Raw genomic sequence first — 18,427 nt, 5'->3', positions numbered from 1 at the left:
TGCTTACGATGGCTACTGAACATACATGTTTTATTGCCGGACACGCGAAACTTCCGGAAGGGATGGCGGCAAAAAGTGTCTTTGATTCATTGACAATCACAGCGGAAGTGGACCGGAAACATGGGGTCATTTTGGAAGCTTCTTGTACGTTGGCGACCGATCACGGTCGTCAATACATCCATGATCTTTTAAAAGGCATCAGCTTGAAAACGGATGTGGCTGAAGCGGAAGCATTAATCGCCCGTCAATATAAAGGGAAAGCGACCAACGCATTGCTCGCCGCTATCTTAGATTTGCATCGTCAATACGAAACCATGCAGGAAGGGAATGATGTGACATGACAAAACGGTATCAAAAAACGATGACAGGCGGAGAAGCCGTCGTTGAATGTATGCAAATCGAAGGGGTGGAGCACGTGTTTACCGTGCCCGGGGAGAGTTTTCTTGCTGTTTTGGACGCCTTGGAGCACCAAACTTCCATCCGGCTCATAGCGAACCGCCATGAAGGCGGTGCCGGTTTTATGGGCGAGGGATATGCAAAAGCGAGCGGCAAACCGGGTGTTGTTATGGCAACACGAGGTGTTGGAGCAGCCAACGCTTCCATCGCCATGCATACAGCCTATCAAGATTCTACGCCGCTTGTCGTTTTTCTGGGGCAGGTACAAAGAGATTTTCGGGGAAGAGAAGGCTTTCAGGAAGTGGATTTCGGAAGTAATTTCCATGAGATGGCAAAGTGGACAACGGAAATCACGGATGCCCAACGTGTCCCTGAATTGGTGCAAAAAGCGTTTCGTGTCGCGCAAACCGGGCGTCCGGGTCCTGTGCTCGTCTCATTGCCGGAAGATATGCTTAAAGATGAAGCGTTAATGACCTTTGGCCCTGCTGCACATAAACCTAGACCGACCCCTTCCCAAGAAGAAGCCAAGAAATTCCTAGAATTGTTGCAACAATCAAAACGTCCCATTGTAATAGCGGGCGGAGGCGTCCAATTATCCGGTGCCGAGGAAGCTTTACGTCATTTTGCAGAAAAATACGCCATTCCTGTCATCGCAGGGTTTCGTAGACAAGATCTCATTGATAATCACCATCCGAACTATGTGGGGCACATGGGATTAGGCGCTGCTCGTTCACTGGTGAAACATTTTCAGGAAGCGGACCTCGTCATCGCTTTGGGAACGCGACTGTCGGAAGCGACCTCCCAAAATTATACGCTTCTTGAGTGGGAACAATCGCTCATCCATGTGGATGTTGACCCAAATACGATTGGGATGGTTTATGCCCCGGATCTTGGGATTGTCGCCGACTTAAAAATGGCTTTGGAAGCGTTTACGGATCTTCCACTTCAGCAAACGTGGGAAAACTGGTTGCAAACATGTAAACAATCCTTTGACCGTATCGTTGAAAAGCCGGGGGATGATTCCATTTATACATCTGTTGTTGAAACCCTCTACAACCGCTTGCCCGAGGAAGCGCTTTTAACGAATGACGCCGGAAACTATGCTACATGGGTGAACGGGCTTTTTCGCTTGAAAGGCTCCAACTCTTTTATTGGACCGGCGAATGGAGCAATGGGGTATGGATTGCCTGCGGCGGTAGGGGCAAAACTTTTCGAGCCGGAACGACCTGTCGTTGCTTTATGCGGGGACGGCGGATTCATGATGACGATACAGGAAATCGAAACGTCGATACGAGCAAATGTCCCGGTCATTTGTATCGTGTTTAATAATCAGATGTACGGAACAATTCGTATGCATCAAGAAATGCATTATCCGGAGAAAGTCATTGGAACCGATCTCGGAAAGGTGGATTTTGCCAAGATGGCAGAGGCAATGGGCGCCAATGGCTGTAACGTTGAAACCGGGGAAGGGTTCCGGATAGCTTTGATGGATGCGTTGGATGTTGAGACAACGACCGTGATTGATGTGAAATGCGACGATGAACCGTATGTTGCCTATCGGAAAACCATAGATGACATGCGTAAGGCATTTAGATCATAATATAGAAGTGATGGGTTTTGGCTTGTCATATGGCTGATTAATCGTTTTACGTTTATTTTGGCTTATAAACGCTAGCGATTGCTCATACCTTCAATAAAAAAGAGGCTGTCTCCAGCCTCTGCTGCTTGCTTTTGTAATTTGTGTCGGAGGAGGGATTTTCGTTGAAAATAGCTGTTCTCGGTGCTGGTTTAATGGGAAAAGAAGTGGCGAGAGACCTTGTCCATAGTTCCGGAGTTGAAGCGGTCGCCCTTGCCGATATCGACCTTAATCGCGTGGAACTCGCATGCAGGCAACTGAATACCCGAGTGGTAAACGGGTACCGTGTGGATGCAAGTGATTCAACGGAATTGTCAACTTTTATGGCCCACTATGACGTGGTGATCAATGCCCTTTTTTACTCTTTTAATGAAGTCGTTGCTGAAGCCGCTATTGAAGCAGGTGCCCATTGTGTGGATTTGGGTGGGCATATTGGGAATGTGACCGATCAAGTGTTAAAAAAAGATAAAGATGCCAAACGAATAGGTGTGACGATCATTCCGGATCTTGGGGTTGCTCCCGGCATGATCAATATTTTATCGGGACATGGGGCGGGGAAACTCGACCGTGCACAAGCGATTAAGTTATATGTGGGGGGGATTCCCGTGCGGCCGGAGCCTCCTTTAGAATATAATCATGTGTTTTCCATGGAAGGGTTGTTTGATCATTACACGGATCCTGCCTCGATTATTCGTAACGGGAGTAAGGAATGCATCGCTTCTTTAACTGAAATTGAAAAGATATATTTTGATCGTTTCGGCCCATTGGAAGCCTTTCATACTTCCGGTGGTACATCGACGTTGAGCCGCTCTTTTCCGGAGGTGAATACGCTGGAATATAAAACCATCCGTTACCCCGGCCATGCTGAAAAATTCAAACTACTTGTGGATTTGAATTTAACGGACAAGAATTACTCCGTCGATGTGAATGGTCAATCCATTAACCCCCGGGAAGTGTTTTTAAAAACGTTGGATCCCATCGTTGATTTAAAAGAAAAAGATGATGCCGTTCTCTTGCGTGTGAAGGTCGAAGGGCTACGGGCAGGGAACCCCTCACTCTACACTTATGAAATGATCGCGTTGAAAGATCGGGAAAACGATATAACAGCAATGGCAAGGGCAACGGCCAACACAATATCCGTAGTCGCGCAAATGGTAGCGTCCGGAGAAATCCAAAAGCGGGGTGTTTGCCCCCCTGAACAAATCGTCCCCGGGGACAGTTACATTGAAGCGATGGCCAAGCGGGATGTGCACATTACGGAAGCTGTGACGGAGAAATAAATCGAAAGCGGATAGTGAATAGGTCGATCTCCATCTGGATTTGTAGATAAGCAAGAACCCTGTTATGCACCTAATTCCAGGCCGTATGAAGGCTTCATACGGCCTTTTCCGTGCCCTTGAGGTAGAACGTATGAATGTTCTCAGCTCTTTTTCGAGATCCTTGTGAACGATTCTCACATGCATTATAATACTTGCTCGGACTCCATCCCTCCGATAACGTAAGCCTCACGTTCTTTATCATATGAAAAGGTAAACGTTTCTTCAAAATGTGCCCGGTTTCCGGCTCCGTCTTCAACGGAGGACGTTTGCATGCGGACGATGATTTCATCTCCTTTATAATCCACCTTTGATTCCTCGATATCCCGGTGTACTAATGAATCGACCTCTATATAGTCGTCGAATTCCTCGTATTTCGCTAAATGCGGCCGATGAAATTGGTTATAAATGTTTAGAGCCATTTCCTCGGTAAAAAAATCTTGGAGTTCCTCTACCATGTGGGCGCCGGTTTCCGAGTCGATTTCTCCTTCATCCATATCGAGAAACTGATGGGTCCAATTCTGGACAGCTTTGAGTGTCAGAATTAAGGCTTGTGCATCTCCCGCGAAGGTATCTTCAACAAACGGTTTTGGTTTTTGAATCGCGGGGGACTGCATCTCGGCACTCTGAACAAATGTCGGCATCGCCAGCAGGATGATCAGAAAAGAGAGACTGATGGCTGCCTTTATCTTCATCTTTATGAACCCTCTCTTTTAGAATTGACATCAAAAGTTTTGGGCTTAGGGTTCCAAATATACAAGATTTTATCCACATTGAAAAACCCGAGGCTCGATGTAATGCCTCGGGTTTTCCTTTATTGATTGATTAAATTCATATCGGCCAAATAGTCTTCATACGTTTGCTTTTTATCAATAACTTTCTCTGGCGTGAACTCGATAATGCGATTGGCAATCGTTTGGATAAACTGATGGTCGTGGGAGGAAAAAAGCACAGAACCATCGAAGTCAATCAAAGCATTATTTAAAGCGGTAATGGATTCAAGGTCCAAATGGTTGGTCGGTTCATCTAAAATTAACACGTTTGCACCACTAAGCATTAATTTAGAGAGCATGCAGCGAACCTTTTCGCCACCGGAAAGGACAGACGCTTTTTTCAGTGCTTCTTCTCCGCTGAATAGCATTCGCCCTAAGAAACTGCGAATATACGTTTCATTTTCATCATCGGCATATTGGCGCAGCCAATCAACAAGGTTTTTGTTCGTTCCTTCAAAAAACGCTGTATTATCCTTTGGAAAATACGATTGGCTTGTGGTAACGCCCCATTTATAATAGCCTTCATCCGGTTCAAGTTCGCCGGCAAGAATTTGGAATAACGTTGTTTTTGCCACTTCCTGATCACCGACAAACGCCACTTTTTCTCCGGGTTCCAGCCTGAAGCTGACGTTATCCAACACTTTATTCCCATCGATGGTTTTGGAAAGTCCTTCGACGGTGAGCAAATCATTGCCTATATCCCGATCCGGTTTAAAATTAATATACGGCGTACGTCTGGAGGATGGTTTAATGTCATCCAGTTCGATTTTTTCCAATGTTTTCTTTCTCGAGGTGGCCTGTTTGGATTTGGACTTGTTGGCACTGAACCGTTCGATAAACGTTTTTAGCTCTTTCACTTTTTCTTCTTTTTTCTTGTTTTGTTCTTTTGCCATTTGTCGGGCCAGTTGGCTGGATTCGTGCCAAAAATCATAGTTGCCGACGAACAGTTCGATTTTGCCGTAATCAATATCCGCGATATGCGTGCAGACACTATTTAAGAAATGGCGGTCGTGGGAGACGACAATGACCGTGTTTTCAAAATTAATCAGGAATTCTTGGAGCCACTGAATCGCTCGTATATCCAGATCGTTTGTCGGCTCATCGAGAAGCAAGATGTCAGGATTGCCAAACAGTGCTTGGGCGAGCAATACTTTTACTTTCTCAGAACCGGCCAGTTCAGACATTTTTTTGTGATGCAAGTCGGTGGTGATACCGAGTCCATTCAACAAAGAGCCAGCTTCGTTGTCAGCATCATAGCCGTTTAGTTCCGCGAATTCCCCTTCCAGCTCGGCGGCGCGCATGCCGTCCTCATCGGAGAAATCCGGTTTCATATAGATGGCATCTTTTTCCTTCATTACTTCATACAGGCGTGTATGCCCCATAATAACCGTTTCAAGCACTTCATATTCTTCGTACGCATAATGGTCTTGTTTCAAGACGGCTAGACGTTGGTTTTTTCCAATGTGGACGTCCCCGGTCTGTGCATCGATCTCTCCGGAAAGAATTTTCAGGAATGTCGATTTCCCGGCTCCGTTTGCGCCGATTAAACCGTAGCAATTTCCCGGATTAAATTGGATGTTGACTTCTTCAAAAAGTTTTTTGTCACCGTAACGTAGACCAATATTTTCGCAACTGATCAAATGAAATCGACCCTTTCTTTTATTTAACGTCCCGCTTGGGCACGGATGTCTAGAATAAAACAGTCTATTTTCCATCATAACACGTTTTTTGCTTACGTACACACATACAAAAAAACTCGGTGCAATCGCACCGAGGGATATTGGGAATTAATACGTTTTTACGACATTGTAGAAGGTATCTCGTTCGACCGGCGTCTTATTTGCGCCTTTGATTAAGTGAATCAATTCTTTTCTTGTAATCCCTTGGGAGGTCAGCGCGCCGACCGAATGGGAAATCCGTTCTTCAATCAGCGTGCCGTGAATGTCGCTGGATCCGAATGTGAGTGCCATCTGCGTCAGTTGTGGGCCAATGTTGATCCAATATGCTTTAATGTGCTGAAAGTTATCAAGCATAAGCCTCGCGATCGCGATGGTGCGCATATCATCAAAGGATGACGTGCGTCGTTCGAGGCCCGCTTTCTTTTTCCGCGGTTGCATGGCTAGTGGGATGAAGACCATAAAGCCGTTGGTGCGATCCTGCAGCTGGCGGACGCGGTCCATATGGATGAGGCGCTCTTCGTACGTATCGATGGATCCATAGAGCATGGTCGCGTGGGTTTTTAGTCCCAAATCATGGGCGATTTCGTGCGCTTCCAACCATTCGTCGGTGCTTGCTTTTTCCGGACTCATCTTTGCCCGGTAGCGTTCGGTGAGGATTTCAGCGCCTCCGCCCGGGAGGGTGTCAAGCCCGGCATCGATCAACTGCTCCAGAACTTCCCGCATGGAAAGGCCGGCATGGCGGGCAAAAAACTCAATTTCCGCCGCGGTGTAGGCTTTAACTTTCGCATGAGGGTAGTTCTTTTTCAAGGCTCGGATCGTGTTTAAGTAATAATCAAACGGCACGTCCGTGTTATGTCCGCCGACAATGTGGAATTCACGAATGTTATCATTCCAACGATCACTCACATATTGAAGCATTTCGTCTTCATGCATCGTATACGCGCCTTCTTCTCCGGGCTTACGCTTGAACCCGCAGAACGCACAATTGGCCTCGCATACGTTGGTTGGATTAATGTACATATTTTCTATAAAATAAACATTATTTCCGTTCTTTTGTTCGTTGACTTCATTCGCCAACTGAGCAACGGTGAGCAAATCGGCGGAGTTGTATAATGTCAGGCCATCTTCAATGGTCAGGCGTTCGCCATGTAATACTTTTTCGCGGATTGCCTGAAGGTCCGTATCTTGCATTAATGTAGCCATTTTAGTCCTCCTTGGATAAATTGTCCTAGCTTGGATGTATAAACAATGGTTGAATTCATGTTCTCTCGACTCTATTATACATCTGTGAAAGGACAAAGAAAAGCATGGTTGCATATTGACGATTTTTCAATTGACAAAATTGGAACTTTCCTTTGCATTTTGATTATTTTAAGGTATTATCGGGTAAGAACATACACGCTAAACAAAAGAAGAGAAGGGAAGGAGATCCGGTTAATGAAGCCTGCTATGGCAAAAAACCGAGTGGAAGAAACTTTAGAAGCTTTAAGGACACAAATGATGGAGACGGCAAAAGAGTATGGGATGCAACACCCACTCGTATTATATTACAGTCGTGAAATTGATCGTGTGCATACAGCGTTACTCACGGAGCAATACGGCACGCTGCATGGATAAGCCTCAAAATAAGCAATGATGCTCGAGTTCGTTGTTTTTTAACCTCCGGCAATATATGATATGATGAAGCTATACGATCCTTTTGAGGGTCTGTGCCATGTTGGGAGTTGTTTACGCTGCCGAGGGCATGAAATTCATCCGTAAGGAGGTAATTAGGCAATGATAGAAATCACCGATGCAGCAATGACGAGAATTAAAGGCATGCAGGAAGAAGAGGGCGATTATTCTTTAATGCTCAGGGTTGGAGTCAAAGGCGGTGGTTGCAGCGGACTTTCGTACGGGCTCGGATTTGATGCAGAAAAGAATGAAGACGATACTTTCCTCGATAAATCAGGTTTGGGTGTACTCATCGATGGGGAAAGTCGGCCGGTTGTTAACGGTCTCGTTATTGATTATAAAGAAAATATGATGGGCGGCGGCTTTACGCTGGATAATCCGAACGCGATCCTATCTTGCGGTTGCGGCGCATCTTTCCGTACGAAAGAAAATGTAGGCACACCGGAAAATTGCTAAATAAAAAAGTCCGTAACGAGGAGCGCTCCTTGTTACGGACTTTTTTGTGCAGACGAGATGCAGGGAGTTGTTTTGTTCTTTCCAACTTCTAACTTCCCACATCCCACCTCTAAAACATGTGCGTGCTGTGGCCGGGTTGAAGACGAGCTGTCGGATCCATATAGGCTTTAGCATTGCTTACCGCCATTGGCGCTTCTCCAAAGCCGGTGGCAATTAGTTTCACCTTTCCGTCGAAAGAGGTAATATCTCCCGCGGCATAGATCCCTTTGATATTCGTTTCCATTCGAGAGTTTACGAGGATGGAGTTCCTCGTCGTCTCGAGCCCCCACGATTTGATGGGGCCGAGAGAAGAGATGAAGCCGTAGTTCACGATCACGCTGTCGACATCAACCACTTTTTGATCGGTCCCTTTCACCTCTTGGAGGACGACTTGTCTAATATTTTCGCCGTCCCCCCGAAGTTCGCTGACTTCAAAAGGAGTGTGCATTTGGACGGGTGCCGATTGCAATTCGGCAATGCTATGTTCATGGGCGCGAAATTTGTCCCGCCGATGCGTAAGTGTTACATTTGCATCATTTGCGAGCATAAGCGTCCAATCGACGGCAGAATCCCCACCTCCGCAAATGAGGACATCCCTATTTTTGAAAGCGCCAAGGTTGTTAACAAAGTAATGAAGGTTTCGGCCTTCATATTGTTCCGCTTCTTCGATTTTTAATTTTCGCGGTTGAAAAGCGCCTACGCCTGCGGCAATGATAACCGTCCGCGAATAATGAACGTCTTCATTGGTTTCGAGGCGAAATGTTTCATCGTTCAACTTATGAACCGATTCTACCGATTGATCGGGCACGACGGTTGGGTCAAACATGTTCATTTGTTCGACTAAATTATCTACAAGTTCTTGCGCGCGTATTTTCGGATAACCGGCCACATCATAAATATATTTTTCGGGGTAAAGCGCAGAAAGTTGTCCACCCAGCTGTGGCATGCTTTCAATAATTTTCACTTTTGCCTGACGCATGCCACCGTAAAAAGCGGTAAATAATCCTGCGGGTCCACCGCCGATAATCGTTATATCGTAAAGATCAATGGAAGTATCCTCCACGAATCTGCACCTCCACACCTAGTATAGGATCTTGTATGTTGCGCATGGGTTGTCTTTTTAAATAACAGAATTATTATACCACTGTTGTTGCGGGGAAGAAAAGTGAAATGCTCGTTTTTTTCGCAGGCGTTGAAACTCGTTGTTGCTATTGTATTCCAATCCCTTTTTTGGAATATTACTCCGTGCCCTTATCCTTGAAATACAATTAGAAAAACAGTTATAATAATATGTAGAAATGATGAATATTTGTAGACATTATTTTTACATACATATGTGAAAATGATCACATAGTGATTAAGGTATAAGGGAGTGAATGCAATGGCAAAAAAACCGCATGTCGTTATTCTCGGTGCAGGATACGCGGGAATGATGGCCGCGAATCAATTGCAGAAGAAATTGGGGACGGACCGGGCACATATAACCCTGGTGAACAAGCATGACTACCATTATCAAACAACGTGGTTGCATGAGCCTGCGGCAGGCACGATGCACCATGATAAAGCACGTGTAGAAATTCGGAAAGTGTTAAACCCGGCAAAAATTAACATTGTTCAGGACACCGTGGAACAGGTGAAAACAGAAGAGAAGCAAGTCGTTCTTAAAAACGGGGACCACCTTTCTTATGACTATCTTACCATAGCTCTCGGGTCAATCGCTGAAACATTTGGTGCCGAAGGTGTCTACGAGCATTCCTATCATAAATGGACATTGGATGGGGCTCGTGAGCTTAAAGATCAAATCGAATTTCAATTTGCACAGTATCGAAATCAAAAGGAAACAGAAGAAAAAGACCTGACATTTGTTGTGGCAGGCGGAGGTTTCACCGGCATTGAATTCATCGGTGAACTGACCGAAAGGGTTCCGGAGTTATGCGAACAATATGATGTTCCGCGAGAAAAGGTTCGAATGTACGTGATCGAAGCCGCACCGACCGCCCTCCCCGGTTTTGATCCCGAACTTGTTGAATATGCCATGAATTTGCTGGAGCACCGTGGCGTAGAATTTAAAATCAATAAGCCGATTAGCGAAGTGCAAGAAGGAAAGGTTATTCTCAAGGACGGAGAAGAGATTGCAGCAAGTACGGTCATTTGGGCAACGGGTGTGCGCGGACATCCGATTATCGAAGACGCGGGAATTGAGGCGAACCGAGGGCGTGTAAAAGTAGAATCGGATTTACGTGCGCCCGGCCATGAAGATGTCTTTGTTATCGGGGATTGCTCTCTCATTATTAATGAAGAAACGGAACGTCCATTTCCTCCGACTGCTCAAATTGCCATGCAACAAGGGGTTAAGGCCGGTGAAAATATAACAAATTTAATTATGGGTGGGAGCCCCACAAAATTTGAACCGGAAATCCTCGGGACATTGGCCTCCCTTGGCGGAAAAGAAGCGATGGGGACAGTCAAAACTCGAAAAATGTACGGTCGCTCCGCGCTGTTTATGAAACATATGAGTGACAACCGTTATTTACTGAAGCTCGGGGGATTATCGCTGATGTTAACAAAAGGGAGGAATCCGCTCTAGCATTCGGTCTTTTAATTGCTCACCTCTAATTGACGCTTGATGGTTCCTTTTGTACACTTGTTTTGATACGGAGGTGAGCGACTTGGGGATTACAAGTCTCCCGCAATTAATTATTTCGATGATGTTATTTATCATCCTTTTCTTTGGGATTGGGTTTTTATTGAATATGGTACTGCGTTCGACGTGGATGATGGCTGTGATTTATCCCATTATCGTTGTATGGATTGTAAACCCTGCGAGTTTTACGGAATACTTCACCTCACCAGTTGCCTCCTTTTCTTCGGTAGGTCCGAGCTTGGCATCGTTGCAACTGGTTGATGTGTTGATTTTGAGTTCCGGGTTAATTGGAGCGATTATCGCGGGGATTTCCGTACGGATGTTACGGGTTCGCGGATATCAAATGTTTTAAGACGGAATAGGGAAAAATCGTGCTCAAGTAGCACGTTTTTTTATTTCAAAGGTACGGAAGGATAGATCGGTCCCTTGTCGGGAAACGAAGGTTGAATGAATAAGAGTCGCTCATTTCAGTATTTTCTATCATCTGGTTTCTCATTTTTTATGTATAACTTCATTTCTATTTGGATATGCTTTCAGAAGTGAAAGAGGGTGAGCACATGTCAAAAGGGCTTAACGTTGTAAAAAACGTTGGTATGACGGTGCTATTCATTGTAGCATTATATATGACGTGGACGACATTAAGCCAAGTGCCTGTAAATGAGCTCATAGGGGTTGAAAACGGTCAAACAGAAGATACAGGCATTGCTTCTCCCATCCATAGTGACTTGGGTGTGCTTGCGAAAAAAACGGTGCCTAAAATCGAAACGGCAAGCGCCTCGATGGGAGAGACTGTCACAGCGCTGGAACAAGAAATTAATTGGTCTGAGTACCCCGTTGAAACGGTAACAGCCACAGGTTATACAGCTAATGAAGAGTCGACGGGGAAAAATCCGGGGGACCCCGCTTACGGGATTACATATTCAGGTGTGCCGGTTCACCGTAATATTTATTCCACGATTGCAGCAGACCCTTCTTTTTTTCCGCTGGGAACGGTTTTGTTTATTCCCGGCTATGGTTATGGTGTCGTTGCGGACACTGGTTCGGCGATTCAAGGAGCAAAAATTGATTTGTATTTTGACACTACCGATCAAGTGTATAACGAGTGGGGGAAAAAAGACGTTGAGGTATACATTGTCCAAAAAGGGAATGGTGAAATTAGCGAAGCGGATTTGGCGGCACTTAATGATCGAGGTGTACATGCAGCCGGGCTTTGATCATCGATCATCAAGTGATGAGTGCCCAGCGTGGCAATGCCGCCCATCCGTTAGCATTAACCGCTGCTAAGGTCGCCATGAGTCGTTCATAAAGCCCGAAAATCGAAGGAAAGATCCGGTTGTGTCGCCATGGAGCATTCATGACGCTCGACTGTTTGCATTAACCGTTGCTAAGGTCACAATGAACCGAACCCCACCCGCATGCTTTAACCGCCGATATAATCGCCATGAACCCCGAAGCGGGCAAAAGCCGAGCGCCGGCCGCTGCCGTTTAATTGTTCGATCGTCTTCTAACTCTGACTCGGAACCCTTTTTCCTATCACGGGCCGTTTTATGGTTTCGGGAAGATTGTGTGCAACGATACCGGCTGCTATTGTGAAAAGAATATCTTTGACTAACAGCGGAAGCATCCCTAACCAAACAATTCCGTAAGTAAACTGTTCAGGAGCATCGAATCCGAATACATAAGCGCCGTATACCCAGTTCGTTCCGATTAAATAATTAAATACTAGCCCGGCCAAGCCCGCAAGTAAGTAAGTAGGCATCCCAGGTTTGCGTGACTTCTCGATGATTTTTCCGACAACAAAGGCAACGACAATAAAAGATAAAATAAAACCGAATGTCGGTCGAACTAGGATCCCGGGGCCTCCTTGGAGCTGCGCAAAAACAGGGGCGCCAAATAGCCCGACAACCGTATAGGCCAGCATCGCGAACGCGCCTCTTTTGCTGCCGAGAATGGCGCCGGCCAAAACCGCGATAAATGGTTGAAACGTTAACGGTATCCCTGCAATAACAAGAAAAGGAAAAAGAACGGTTATATTTGCCGCCACACTCATTAAGGCAACAAACATCGCGATGATCACCAAATCAAATGATTTCATATGTAGATCGTCCCTCCTTGTTTCGTTGGTAACATGATTGTAAACGGCCGGGGGTAATATTGTCAACATAAAAATAATAAAGGTTGACAATAAGCGTGAAAGAGGGGCAATCGCTATTCTGACATGGGGGAGAAGCCACTGGGTATTTTTTGACGCAAGCAATTATCAGAGAACTGCCACTTTTCCGGTCACCATGAAAAGCCCATGACGCCCGAAATCGTGTTTCCCCGGGTTTTCCGGTCGTCATGAACGGGTACTACAACACTGATCCAATAGAATTTAATTAAACTGTCTGCGTTTGCTCGTAATTTTTTTCTTTATGCCGGCTATTGTGATTAAGCATGATTTTCACGACGACCGCGGTGATAATCAGTAGAATCCCGGAGAATATGAATACAGCAGGAATACCGAAACTGCTCGCGATCACCCCGCCGGAAACCGGTCCAATGACATTGCCGAGAAAACGAAAGCTTTGATTGTAGCCGAGCACTTCTCCTTGCATGGCGACCGGAGCGACTTGACGGATATACGCGGTGGTACACGGAATAAGGCCGCCTACCTGTATTCCGTATAGAAACCGAAGCAATACCAATTGCCAGAGTTCAGTAACAAATGCTTGCGGAATGAAAAATAAACCCGATAACACGAGCAAAAGCAGCAGTATTTTTTCATGCCCGATACGATCACCAATTTGTCCCCACTTGCGCGTGGCCAGTAAGTTTCCGAGCCCTGTAACGGAAAATGCCATTCCCGCCAAGAAAGCCATATTTTCGGCAGAGGTAAGCTCGCCGACATAGAGGGCCAACAGTGGTTGAACACTAAAGTTTACAAGTTGCACGATGAGCGCAATGACCATTACCATGATTAATAGAGGATGCGTGACAATGTGTCGGATGACTTCTTTCCAATGATAGGAACGTTGTTTTTCGCCTTTTTCTTCGAAAATAACTTCTTTTACACCGACAATGACGAGCAATGTTGCCAAAGCGAGAACCGATGCGGTTAAAATAAACGTTAGCTCCATTCCGACGGTATCGGCAATTAAACCGCCGAACAGCGGTCCCATCAAGCCACCGGAAACCGTGCCCATCTGCAATGTGCCTAGCGTTTCACCGGCCGTCCGTTTATCGCTCTGTGCAGATATAAGCGCCATGGAGGCGGGAATGAAGCCGGTGGCCAGCCCCATAAACGCTCGCAAAACAAAAAGGGCACCGACAGACTCGGCGTACCCCATGAAAAAAACAGAAAGGGCAATCCCAAACCCGGTGCCAATGAGAATACTTTTTCGGCCAAATCGATCGCCGATTCGTCCCCATACAGGGGATACCAGGAATGCAACAAGGAAAGAAACGCCGAAGACAATGCCGGCCCAACGTTGTACCTCCTCGGGAGAATATTGCCCGAAAGATTCAATATATAACGACAAAAACGGCAACACCATGGTCATGCTTCCGGCGACGAGCATGTTGGCAAAGCCCATGATCATTAAATTTCTTTTTTCGATTCGAATACAATCACCTTCAATGGCTTTTCGCCCGTTCGTGTCCCTGTTGATTTATTTCATCCTCCTCAATATATAGCGAAAAGGCTCCATCGTCAACGTCGGCCATATTGCAATTCCGGGTAAAAAACAAGAAGATCATGCCTAAATGCAAGATTGCTCCGCGCCACCGAAAATTCCATCTAAATGCTAAACGATGAGAGGAATGGAGGACATCCCAGAACATGCACGCAAAAGGAGATGCCCTCGTCATTGCCCACCGTGGGGTAACGGGGGTGGATATGGTAGAAAACACCGTAAAAGCTTTTGAAAGAGCCGTTGCCCTTGACGCCGATTTTATTGAAACCGATGTTCGTCGCACGGCGGATGGCCAATTGATTTGTTTTCATGATGGAAAACTCGATGGCACCGCTGTGAAAAAAAGAAGCTATAAACGTCTGCAAAATTATGCGCGTAGCATCGGTTGGGAGCTCCCATTACTGGAAGAAGTACTGTTGCTGTGTAAAGGGAATTTAAAACTGGATATTGAAATCAAAACGAAGGGGTTGGAAGAGCAAGTTGTGGACGTCGTGGAAGCTACAGGCATGTCGCGAGATGTCCTGATTACTTCTTTTCATGATGCAGTGCTGAAAAAAATAAAACGGCTGGACCGGGAGATCCAAACCGGTCTATTGCTCGGTCGAAGGTTATTGCAACAACGCTTTCGGCTACATGCCTATATTCAAGATTTTTATCCTGAATCCAGATTGAAAAACATAGGGGCTGATGCCGTTTGTCCGCATTATCATCTGTTAAGGTTTGGATTTGTAAAACGTATGCATCGCCTCAACTTGCCAGTCTATGTGTGGACCGTGAATGAAAAATGGCGCATGGAACAGGTGCTTCATAAAGGGGCCAACGGATTAATCACAGATGATATCGTTGAAGCGATGGAAGTGGTGAAAGGGAAAGCGAACGAGTGAGACTCCCGATGGACGTTGCCAAAAAAAATGGCTGTGATGTATGATGGAACTATGATTAATACGGAGGGATATTTTTATGGAAGCGCGTGTTGAAAGTTTCGAGCTTGACCATACAAAAGTGAAAGCACCTTATGTCCGTCATGCTGGCACGCAAAAGGTAGGCAGTGACGGAATCGTTCATAAATTCGATCTTCGTTTTGCCCAGCCGAATGTGACGAACATGACGCCGCCGGTGATTCATACACTTGAACACTTGTTAGCATTGAACATCCGTGGTTATGCAGAAGCTTATGACCATTTTGAAATCATTGATCTGTCCCCGATGGGATGCCAGACAGGATTCTACTTGATTGTCAACGGTCCGGCCGAAGTCCCGGAGATCATCGATATTTTGGAAAAGACGTTAAAAGCGGGACTGGAATATGACTATGTCCCCGCTGCCACCGAAGAACAATGCGGGCAAGCGAAGCTCCATGATTTAGATGAGGCAAAAACGTGGATGCGGGATTGGCTTAAACAAGAGCGCGGAGATCTGGAAGAAGTTTTTTAAATGGTTGGTAAAGAGGTAGCATTGATCTGCTGCCTCTTATTTTTTTCACGTATCCTCATAATACGCCTGTGCCTCGGTGATGACGTGCCGCATCGATAGCTCGGCTACCGGCGCTGTGTTTACTCCCAGCACATTTTCCATCATTTGAATGGCTTCTTCATTTTCATGTTTATGAGCCGAAGCAATGCAATCGCGGGGGACGATCGTTTTATACCCCCGCATATATGCATCGTTCGCGGTGAACTGGACGCACATATTCCCGGAAGCCCCGGTTAAAATCAACGTGCGCACGTTTAGGTAGCGTAACAAAAGATCGAGCGGAGTATAAAAAAACCCGGAAAACTGCGGCTTTAACACAAAATAATCTTCATCCGCCGGCGGAAGCATGCGTGCAATCTCTTGTCCGCGGACGTTTTCGGAAAGGCAATGGTTAACAAGTTCCTTAAAGTCACTTTGCCAATACCCATAATTGTCGTTGACGTAAATAACAGGGACATGAAACGACTTCGCCTGCGCTTTTAGTGTTGCAATTTGGTTGGCTGCAGCTCGCATGGGTTCATACAATTTTTTTCCCTGTGCAAACTCCAGGTCGTTGATCATATCGATGATGAGCAATGCAACGGTCGGTTCTTTATGATAATCACTAATATATCCTTTCATCTCTTTCCCACTTTCAAAAAATAGTCAGAATAACGATCGAAATCTATGATAAAATGTAGATATTCGTCGTTTTTGGAACATGATGATCAGCTTTAAACTACGATGCTATATAGGCACTTTCATCAATGGGGGGAATGGCAGTGACAAAAGATAAAGAACTGGAGTTAATCCGTATCCTTGAACATCATGGGCGCATAGGAACGGATGTGCTTGCAAAGATGTTGGATGAAAACGAAGATGATGTAAAAAAATGTATGAAAAAATTGGAAGATGAAAAGGTTATTTTGAGCTATGCAACATTAATTGATTGGAATAAAGTCACGACGGAAGATCACATTGCCGCCATGATCGATGTGAAAGTTACCCCTCAGCGTGAGGTCGGTTTTGATGAAGTGGCTGCACGTATTCAGCGTTTCCCTGAAGTCACCGCCCTATACTTGATGTCGGGGACGTATGATCTTTCCGTGATGGTTGAAGGGCAAACGATGGAAGGGGTTGCCCGTTTCGTGTCCAGAAAGCTGTCTACATTGGATGCAGTACTATCAACGACCACGCATTTTCGATTAAAAAAATACAAGCATGACGGCGTTATTTTTAATCAAGATGAAAAAGATCGCCGTATGGTGGTGTCACCATGAGTCAAAACACAATGCAACCGGGAACGAAAAATAATCGGCTTTCACGGGCGGTTTCTAACATTAAACCTTCAGGCATTCGACGTTTCTTTGATTTGGCCGCAAATATGGAAGATTGCATATCCTTAGGGGTAGGCGAACCGGATTTTGTAACGCCGTGGAATGTACGGGAAGCCTCCATGGCAGCCTTGGAACAAGGATATACCTCCTACACGTCGAACGCGGGAATGTTTGAATTACGTGCAGCTATCAGCGAATATATGCATGAGCGTTTTAACGTGGGTTATGACCCGAAAGAGGAAATTATTGTTACGGTAGGAGCCAGCGAGGCCATTGATCTTGCCGTACGAGCAACCGTTGACCCGGGGGATGAAGTGTTGGTGGTAACCCCTGCCTTCGTTTCGTATGAACCGTTGGTGACCCTTTCAGGGGCGGTGCCCGTGCCGGTTCCAGCTGATGCTTCCACTGATTTTAAACTGGCAAAAGAACGTCTGGAAGCGGCGATCACCGATCGAAGCCGCGCGATCATCCTTTCTTTCCCAAACAACCCAACCGGAGCAGTCATGAACGATATTGAGCTCCAAGCGATTGCGGAGGTAGCGGAAGCCCATGATTTGCTCGTTTTCTCCGATGAAATTTACGCGGAACTTAGTTATGACACGGCGCATACGGCTTTCTCGGCACTTGAGCATATGCGGGACAGAACCGTGTTAATTTCCGGTTTTTCCAAAGCATTTGCCATGACAGGCTGGCGGCTTGGTTTCGTTTGTGCGCCTCCCGATATTACGCAGGCGATGCTGAAAATTCATCAGTATTCGCTCATGTGTGCGCCTACACAGGCGCAACATGGCGCATTGGAAGCATTGCGTAACGGGAGAGATGTTGTGGAAAAAATGACGAACAGTTATCGCGCCCGTCGTAATTACATTGTGCACGCGTTAAATGAGGCGGGACTTTCCTGCCGTTTTCCCGGAGGGTCTTTTTACGCGTTTCCATCGGTAGAAGCAACGGGAATGGATGATGAAACATTTGCCGAACAACTGCTCGTAGAGGAGAAAGTAGCGGTAGTGCCGGGATCGGTATTCGGAAAGGGCGGCGAAGGTCACGTTCGTTGTTCATACGCAACGTCCATGACCGCCCTACAAACAGCAACCGCCCGCATTGAAGCGTTTGTCCATCGACATGCCAGATAAAGGATGGAAGGGAGCATAGGCATGATAGGCTCTTTTAATCGATGGAAGGATGGTGTGAACGGACCCTTCCCTATTCATCACGTGCAATAAATTTTATGCTATCGTATACTTCAACTGTTTTTTAGCCAGCTGATCAGCTGGCTATACGCGTGCGGAAATACCCGATGAACGACTTATGAAAAAATCATAAGGCTTGCATGAGAAAGGCGCGGCCGTGG

The 18,427-nt window shown here is 46.0% G+C and carries 19 protein-coding genes; 12 read left to right on the top strand and 7 right to left on the bottom strand.

Annotation, left to right across the window (positions count from 1 at the left end; translation table 11 throughout):
- Positions 1-8: 8 nt before the first annotated feature.
- The 3 genes from DT065_RS08920 (at position 9) to DT065_RS08910 (ending at position 3,312) form a co-directional block, all read left to right on the top strand.
- Positions 9-341 (top strand): DUF3870 domain-containing protein, encoded by a 333-nt coding sequence (locus tag DT065_RS08920; protein ID WP_114372643.1) that lies wholly within the window; start codon positions 9-11, stop codon positions 339-341.
- Positions 338-1,996: a thiamine pyrophosphate-dependent enzyme gene (locus DT065_RS08915; protein WP_114372641.1), complete on the top strand. Its 1,659-nt coding sequence runs from the start codon at positions 338-340 to the stop codon at positions 1,994-1,996. The genes DT065_RS08920 and DT065_RS08915 overlap by 4 nt, the downstream gene beginning before the upstream one ends.
- 161 nt (positions 1,997-2,157) lie before the next feature.
- A complete protein-coding gene (locus tag DT065_RS08910; RefSeq protein ID WP_114372639.1) occupies positions 2,158-3,312 on the top strand; it encodes a saccharopine dehydrogenase family protein in 1,155 nt (384 codons plus the stop codon).
- A 182-nt stretch (positions 3,313-3,494) separates the two neighbouring features.
- Here the strand turns inward: DT065_RS08910 and DT065_RS08905 are convergent, their stop codons facing one another.
- The 3 genes from DT065_RS08905 to mqnE all read right to left on the bottom strand — a co-directional run bounded on the left by DT065_RS08905 (position 3,495) and on the right by mqnE (position 7,003).
- The gene (locus DT065_RS08905; RefSeq protein ID WP_114372637.1) at positions 3,495-4,043 is read right to left on the bottom strand and encodes a hypothetical protein; all 549 of its coding nucleotides are present in this window, start codon (positions 4,041-4,043) and stop codon (positions 3,495-3,497) included.
- Between the two features lie 119 nt (positions 4,044-4,162).
- A complete protein-coding gene (locus DT065_RS08900) occupies positions 4,163-5,761 on the bottom strand; it encodes an ABC-F family ATP-binding cassette domain-containing protein (protein WP_114372635.1) in 1,599 nt (532 codons plus the stop codon).
- 147 nt (positions 5,762-5,908) lie between these two features.
- Positions 5,909-7,003 carry an aminofutalosine synthase MqnE gene (mqnE, locus tag DT065_RS08895; RefSeq protein WP_114372633.1) on the bottom strand — a complete coding sequence of 365 codons (1,095 nt, stop codon included), beginning with the start codon at positions 7,001-7,003 and terminating at the stop codon, positions 5,909-5,911.
- Between the two features lie 234 nt (positions 7,004-7,237).
- On the opposite strand from mqnE, the gene DT065_RS08890 reads away from it, so the two are divergent.
- On the top strand, positions 7,238-7,417 hold the full coding sequence (locus DT065_RS08890; protein ID WP_114376204.1) for a Spo0E family sporulation regulatory protein-aspartic acid phosphatase: 180 nt from the start codon (positions 7,238-7,240) through the stop codon (positions 7,415-7,417).
- A gap of 159 nt (positions 7,418-7,576) precedes the next feature.
- A complete protein-coding gene (locus DT065_RS08885; protein ID WP_114372631.1) occupies positions 7,577-7,930 on the top strand; it encodes a HesB/IscA family protein in 354 nt (117 codons plus the stop codon).
- A 109-nt stretch (positions 7,931-8,039) separates the two neighbouring features.
- Here the strand turns inward: DT065_RS08885 and DT065_RS08880 are convergent, their stop codons facing one another.
- Positions 8,040-9,032 carry an NAD(P)/FAD-dependent oxidoreductase gene (locus DT065_RS08880; protein ID WP_114372629.1) on the bottom strand — a complete coding sequence of 331 codons (993 nt, stop codon included), beginning with the start codon at positions 9,030-9,032 and terminating at the stop codon, positions 8,040-8,042.
- A 318-nt stretch (positions 9,033-9,350) separates the two neighbouring features.
- On the opposite strand from DT065_RS08880, the gene DT065_RS08875 reads away from it, so the two are divergent.
- The 3 genes from DT065_RS08875 (at position 9,351) to DT065_RS08865 (ending at position 11,827) form a co-directional block, all read left to right on the top strand.
- Positions 9,351-10,556, top strand: a complete 1,206-nt coding sequence (locus DT065_RS08875; protein WP_114372627.1) for an NAD(P)/FAD-dependent oxidoreductase — start codon at positions 9,351-9,353, stop codon at positions 10,554-10,556.
- A gap of 82 nt (positions 10,557-10,638) precedes the next feature.
- Positions 10,639-10,965, top strand: coding sequence for a YuiB family protein (locus DT065_RS08870; RefSeq protein ID WP_257791149.1), 327 nt, complete (start codon positions 10,639-10,641; stop codon positions 10,963-10,965).
- A gap of 205 nt (positions 10,966-11,170) precedes the next feature.
- Positions 11,171-11,827, top strand: coding sequence for a 3D domain-containing protein (locus DT065_RS08865; RefSeq protein WP_114372625.1), 657 nt, complete (start codon positions 11,171-11,173; stop codon positions 11,825-11,827).
- A 290-nt stretch (positions 11,828-12,117) separates the two neighbouring features.
- On the opposite strand, the gene DT065_RS08860 is transcribed toward DT065_RS08865, so the two are convergent.
- Together DT065_RS08860 and DT065_RS08855 are read right to left on the bottom strand one after the other, a co-directional pair.
- Positions 12,118-12,708: a biotin transporter BioY gene (locus DT065_RS08860; protein WP_114372623.1), complete on the bottom strand. Its 591-nt coding sequence runs from the start codon at positions 12,706-12,708 to the stop codon at positions 12,118-12,120.
- A gap of 283 nt (positions 12,709-12,991) precedes the next feature.
- Positions 12,992-14,188 carry an MFS transporter gene (locus tag DT065_RS08855; protein ID WP_114376200.1) on the bottom strand — a complete coding sequence of 399 codons (1,197 nt, stop codon included), beginning with the start codon at positions 14,186-14,188 and terminating at the stop codon, positions 12,992-12,994.
- A gap of 245 nt (positions 14,189-14,433) precedes the next feature.
- Here DT065_RS08855 and DT065_RS08845 point away from each other — a divergent pair, with 245 nt between their 5' ends.
- Positions 14,434-15,171 carry a glycerophosphodiester phosphodiesterase gene (locus tag DT065_RS08845; RefSeq protein ID WP_114372620.1) on the top strand — a complete coding sequence of 246 codons (738 nt, stop codon included), beginning with the start codon at positions 14,434-14,436 and terminating at the stop codon, positions 15,169-15,171.
- Between the two features lie 76 nt (positions 15,172-15,247).
- Positions 15,248-15,721, top strand: a complete 474-nt coding sequence (locus tag DT065_RS08840; RefSeq protein ID WP_114372618.1) for an S-ribosylhomocysteine lyase — start codon at positions 15,248-15,250, stop codon at positions 15,719-15,721.
- Positions 15,722-15,766: 45 nt separating this feature from the next.
- On the opposite strand, the gene DT065_RS08835 is transcribed toward DT065_RS08840, so the two are convergent.
- Positions 15,767-16,381 (bottom strand): cysteine hydrolase family protein, encoded by a 615-nt coding sequence (locus DT065_RS08835; RefSeq protein ID WP_114372616.1) that lies wholly within the window; start codon positions 16,379-16,381, stop codon positions 15,767-15,769.
- Between the two features lie 140 nt (positions 16,382-16,521).
- Here DT065_RS08835 and DT065_RS08830 point away from each other — a divergent pair, with 140 nt between their 5' ends.
- A complete protein-coding gene (locus DT065_RS08830) occupies positions 16,522-17,019 on the top strand; it encodes an Lrp/AsnC family transcriptional regulator (RefSeq protein ID WP_418314653.1) in 498 nt (165 codons plus the stop codon).
- Complete coding sequence (locus tag DT065_RS08825; RefSeq protein WP_269467386.1) at positions 17,016-18,209, top strand: aminotransferase; 1,194 nt, start codon at positions 17,016-17,018, stop codon at positions 18,207-18,209. Before DT065_RS08830 ends, DT065_RS08825 begins: the two co-directional genes overlap by 4 nt.
- Positions 18,210-18,427: the final 218 nt, after the last annotated feature.

The sequence above is a fragment of the Salicibibacter kimchii genome (assembly GCF_003336365.1).
Lineage (GTDB): Bacteria > Bacillota > Bacilli > Bacillales > Marinococcaceae > Salicibibacter > Salicibibacter kimchii.
The sequence above is the reverse complement of the archived record's forward strand: the minus strand, read 5'-3'. Positions and strand labels throughout refer to the sequence as shown.

Bases quoted from the DNA above. Each gene is read 5' to 3' on its own strand.
- DT065_RS08890 (WP_114376204.1), top strand. From the start codon at position 7,238: ATGAAGCCTGCTATGGCAAAAAACCGAGTGGAAGAAACTTTAGAAGCT.
- DT065_RS08885 (WP_114372631.1), top strand. From the start codon at position 7,577: ATGATAGAAATCACCGATGCAGCAATGACGAGAATTAAAGGCATGCAG.
- DT065_RS08825 (WP_269467386.1), top strand. From the start codon at position 17,016: ATGAGTCAAAACACAATGCAACCGGGAACGAAAAATAATCGGCTTTCA.
- DT065_RS08915 (WP_114372641.1), top strand. From the start codon at position 338: ATGACAAAACGGTATCAAAAAACGATGACAGGCGGAGAAGCCGTCGTT.
- DT065_RS08865 (WP_114372625.1), top strand. From the start codon at position 11,171: ATGTCAAAAGGGCTTAACGTTGTAAAAAACGTTGGTATGACGGTGCTA.
- DT065_RS08905 (WP_114372637.1), bottom strand. From the start codon at position 4,043: ATGAAGATAAAGGCAGCCATCAGTCTCTCTTTTCTGATCATCCTGCTG.
- DT065_RS08875 (WP_114372627.1), top strand. From the start codon at position 9,351: ATGGCAAAAAAACCGCATGTCGTTATTCTCGGTGCAGGATACGCGGGA.
- DT065_RS08855 (WP_114376200.1), bottom strand. From the start codon at position 14,188: ATGGGCTTTGCCAACATGCTCGTCGCCGGAAGCATGACCATGGTGTTG.
- DT065_RS08835 (WP_114372616.1), bottom strand. From the start codon at position 16,381: ATGAAAGGATATATTAGTGATTATCATAAAGAACCGACCGTTGCATTG.
- DT065_RS08840 (WP_114372618.1), top strand. From the start codon at position 15,248: ATGGAAGCGCGTGTTGAAAGTTTCGAGCTTGACCATACAAAAGTGAAA.
- DT065_RS08860 (WP_114372623.1), bottom strand. From the start codon at position 12,708: ATGAAATCATTTGATTTGGTGATCATCGCGATGTTTGTTGCCTTAATG.
- DT065_RS08920 (WP_114372643.1), top strand. From the start codon at position 9: ATGGCTACTGAACATACATGTTTTATTGCCGGACACGCGAAACTTCCG.
- mqnE (WP_114372633.1), bottom strand. From the start codon at position 7,003: ATGGCTACATTAATGCAAGATACGGACCTTCAGGCAATCCGCGAAAAA.
- DT065_RS08845 (WP_114372620.1), top strand. From the start codon at position 14,434: ATGCACGCAAAAGGAGATGCCCTCGTCATTGCCCACCGTGGGGTAACG.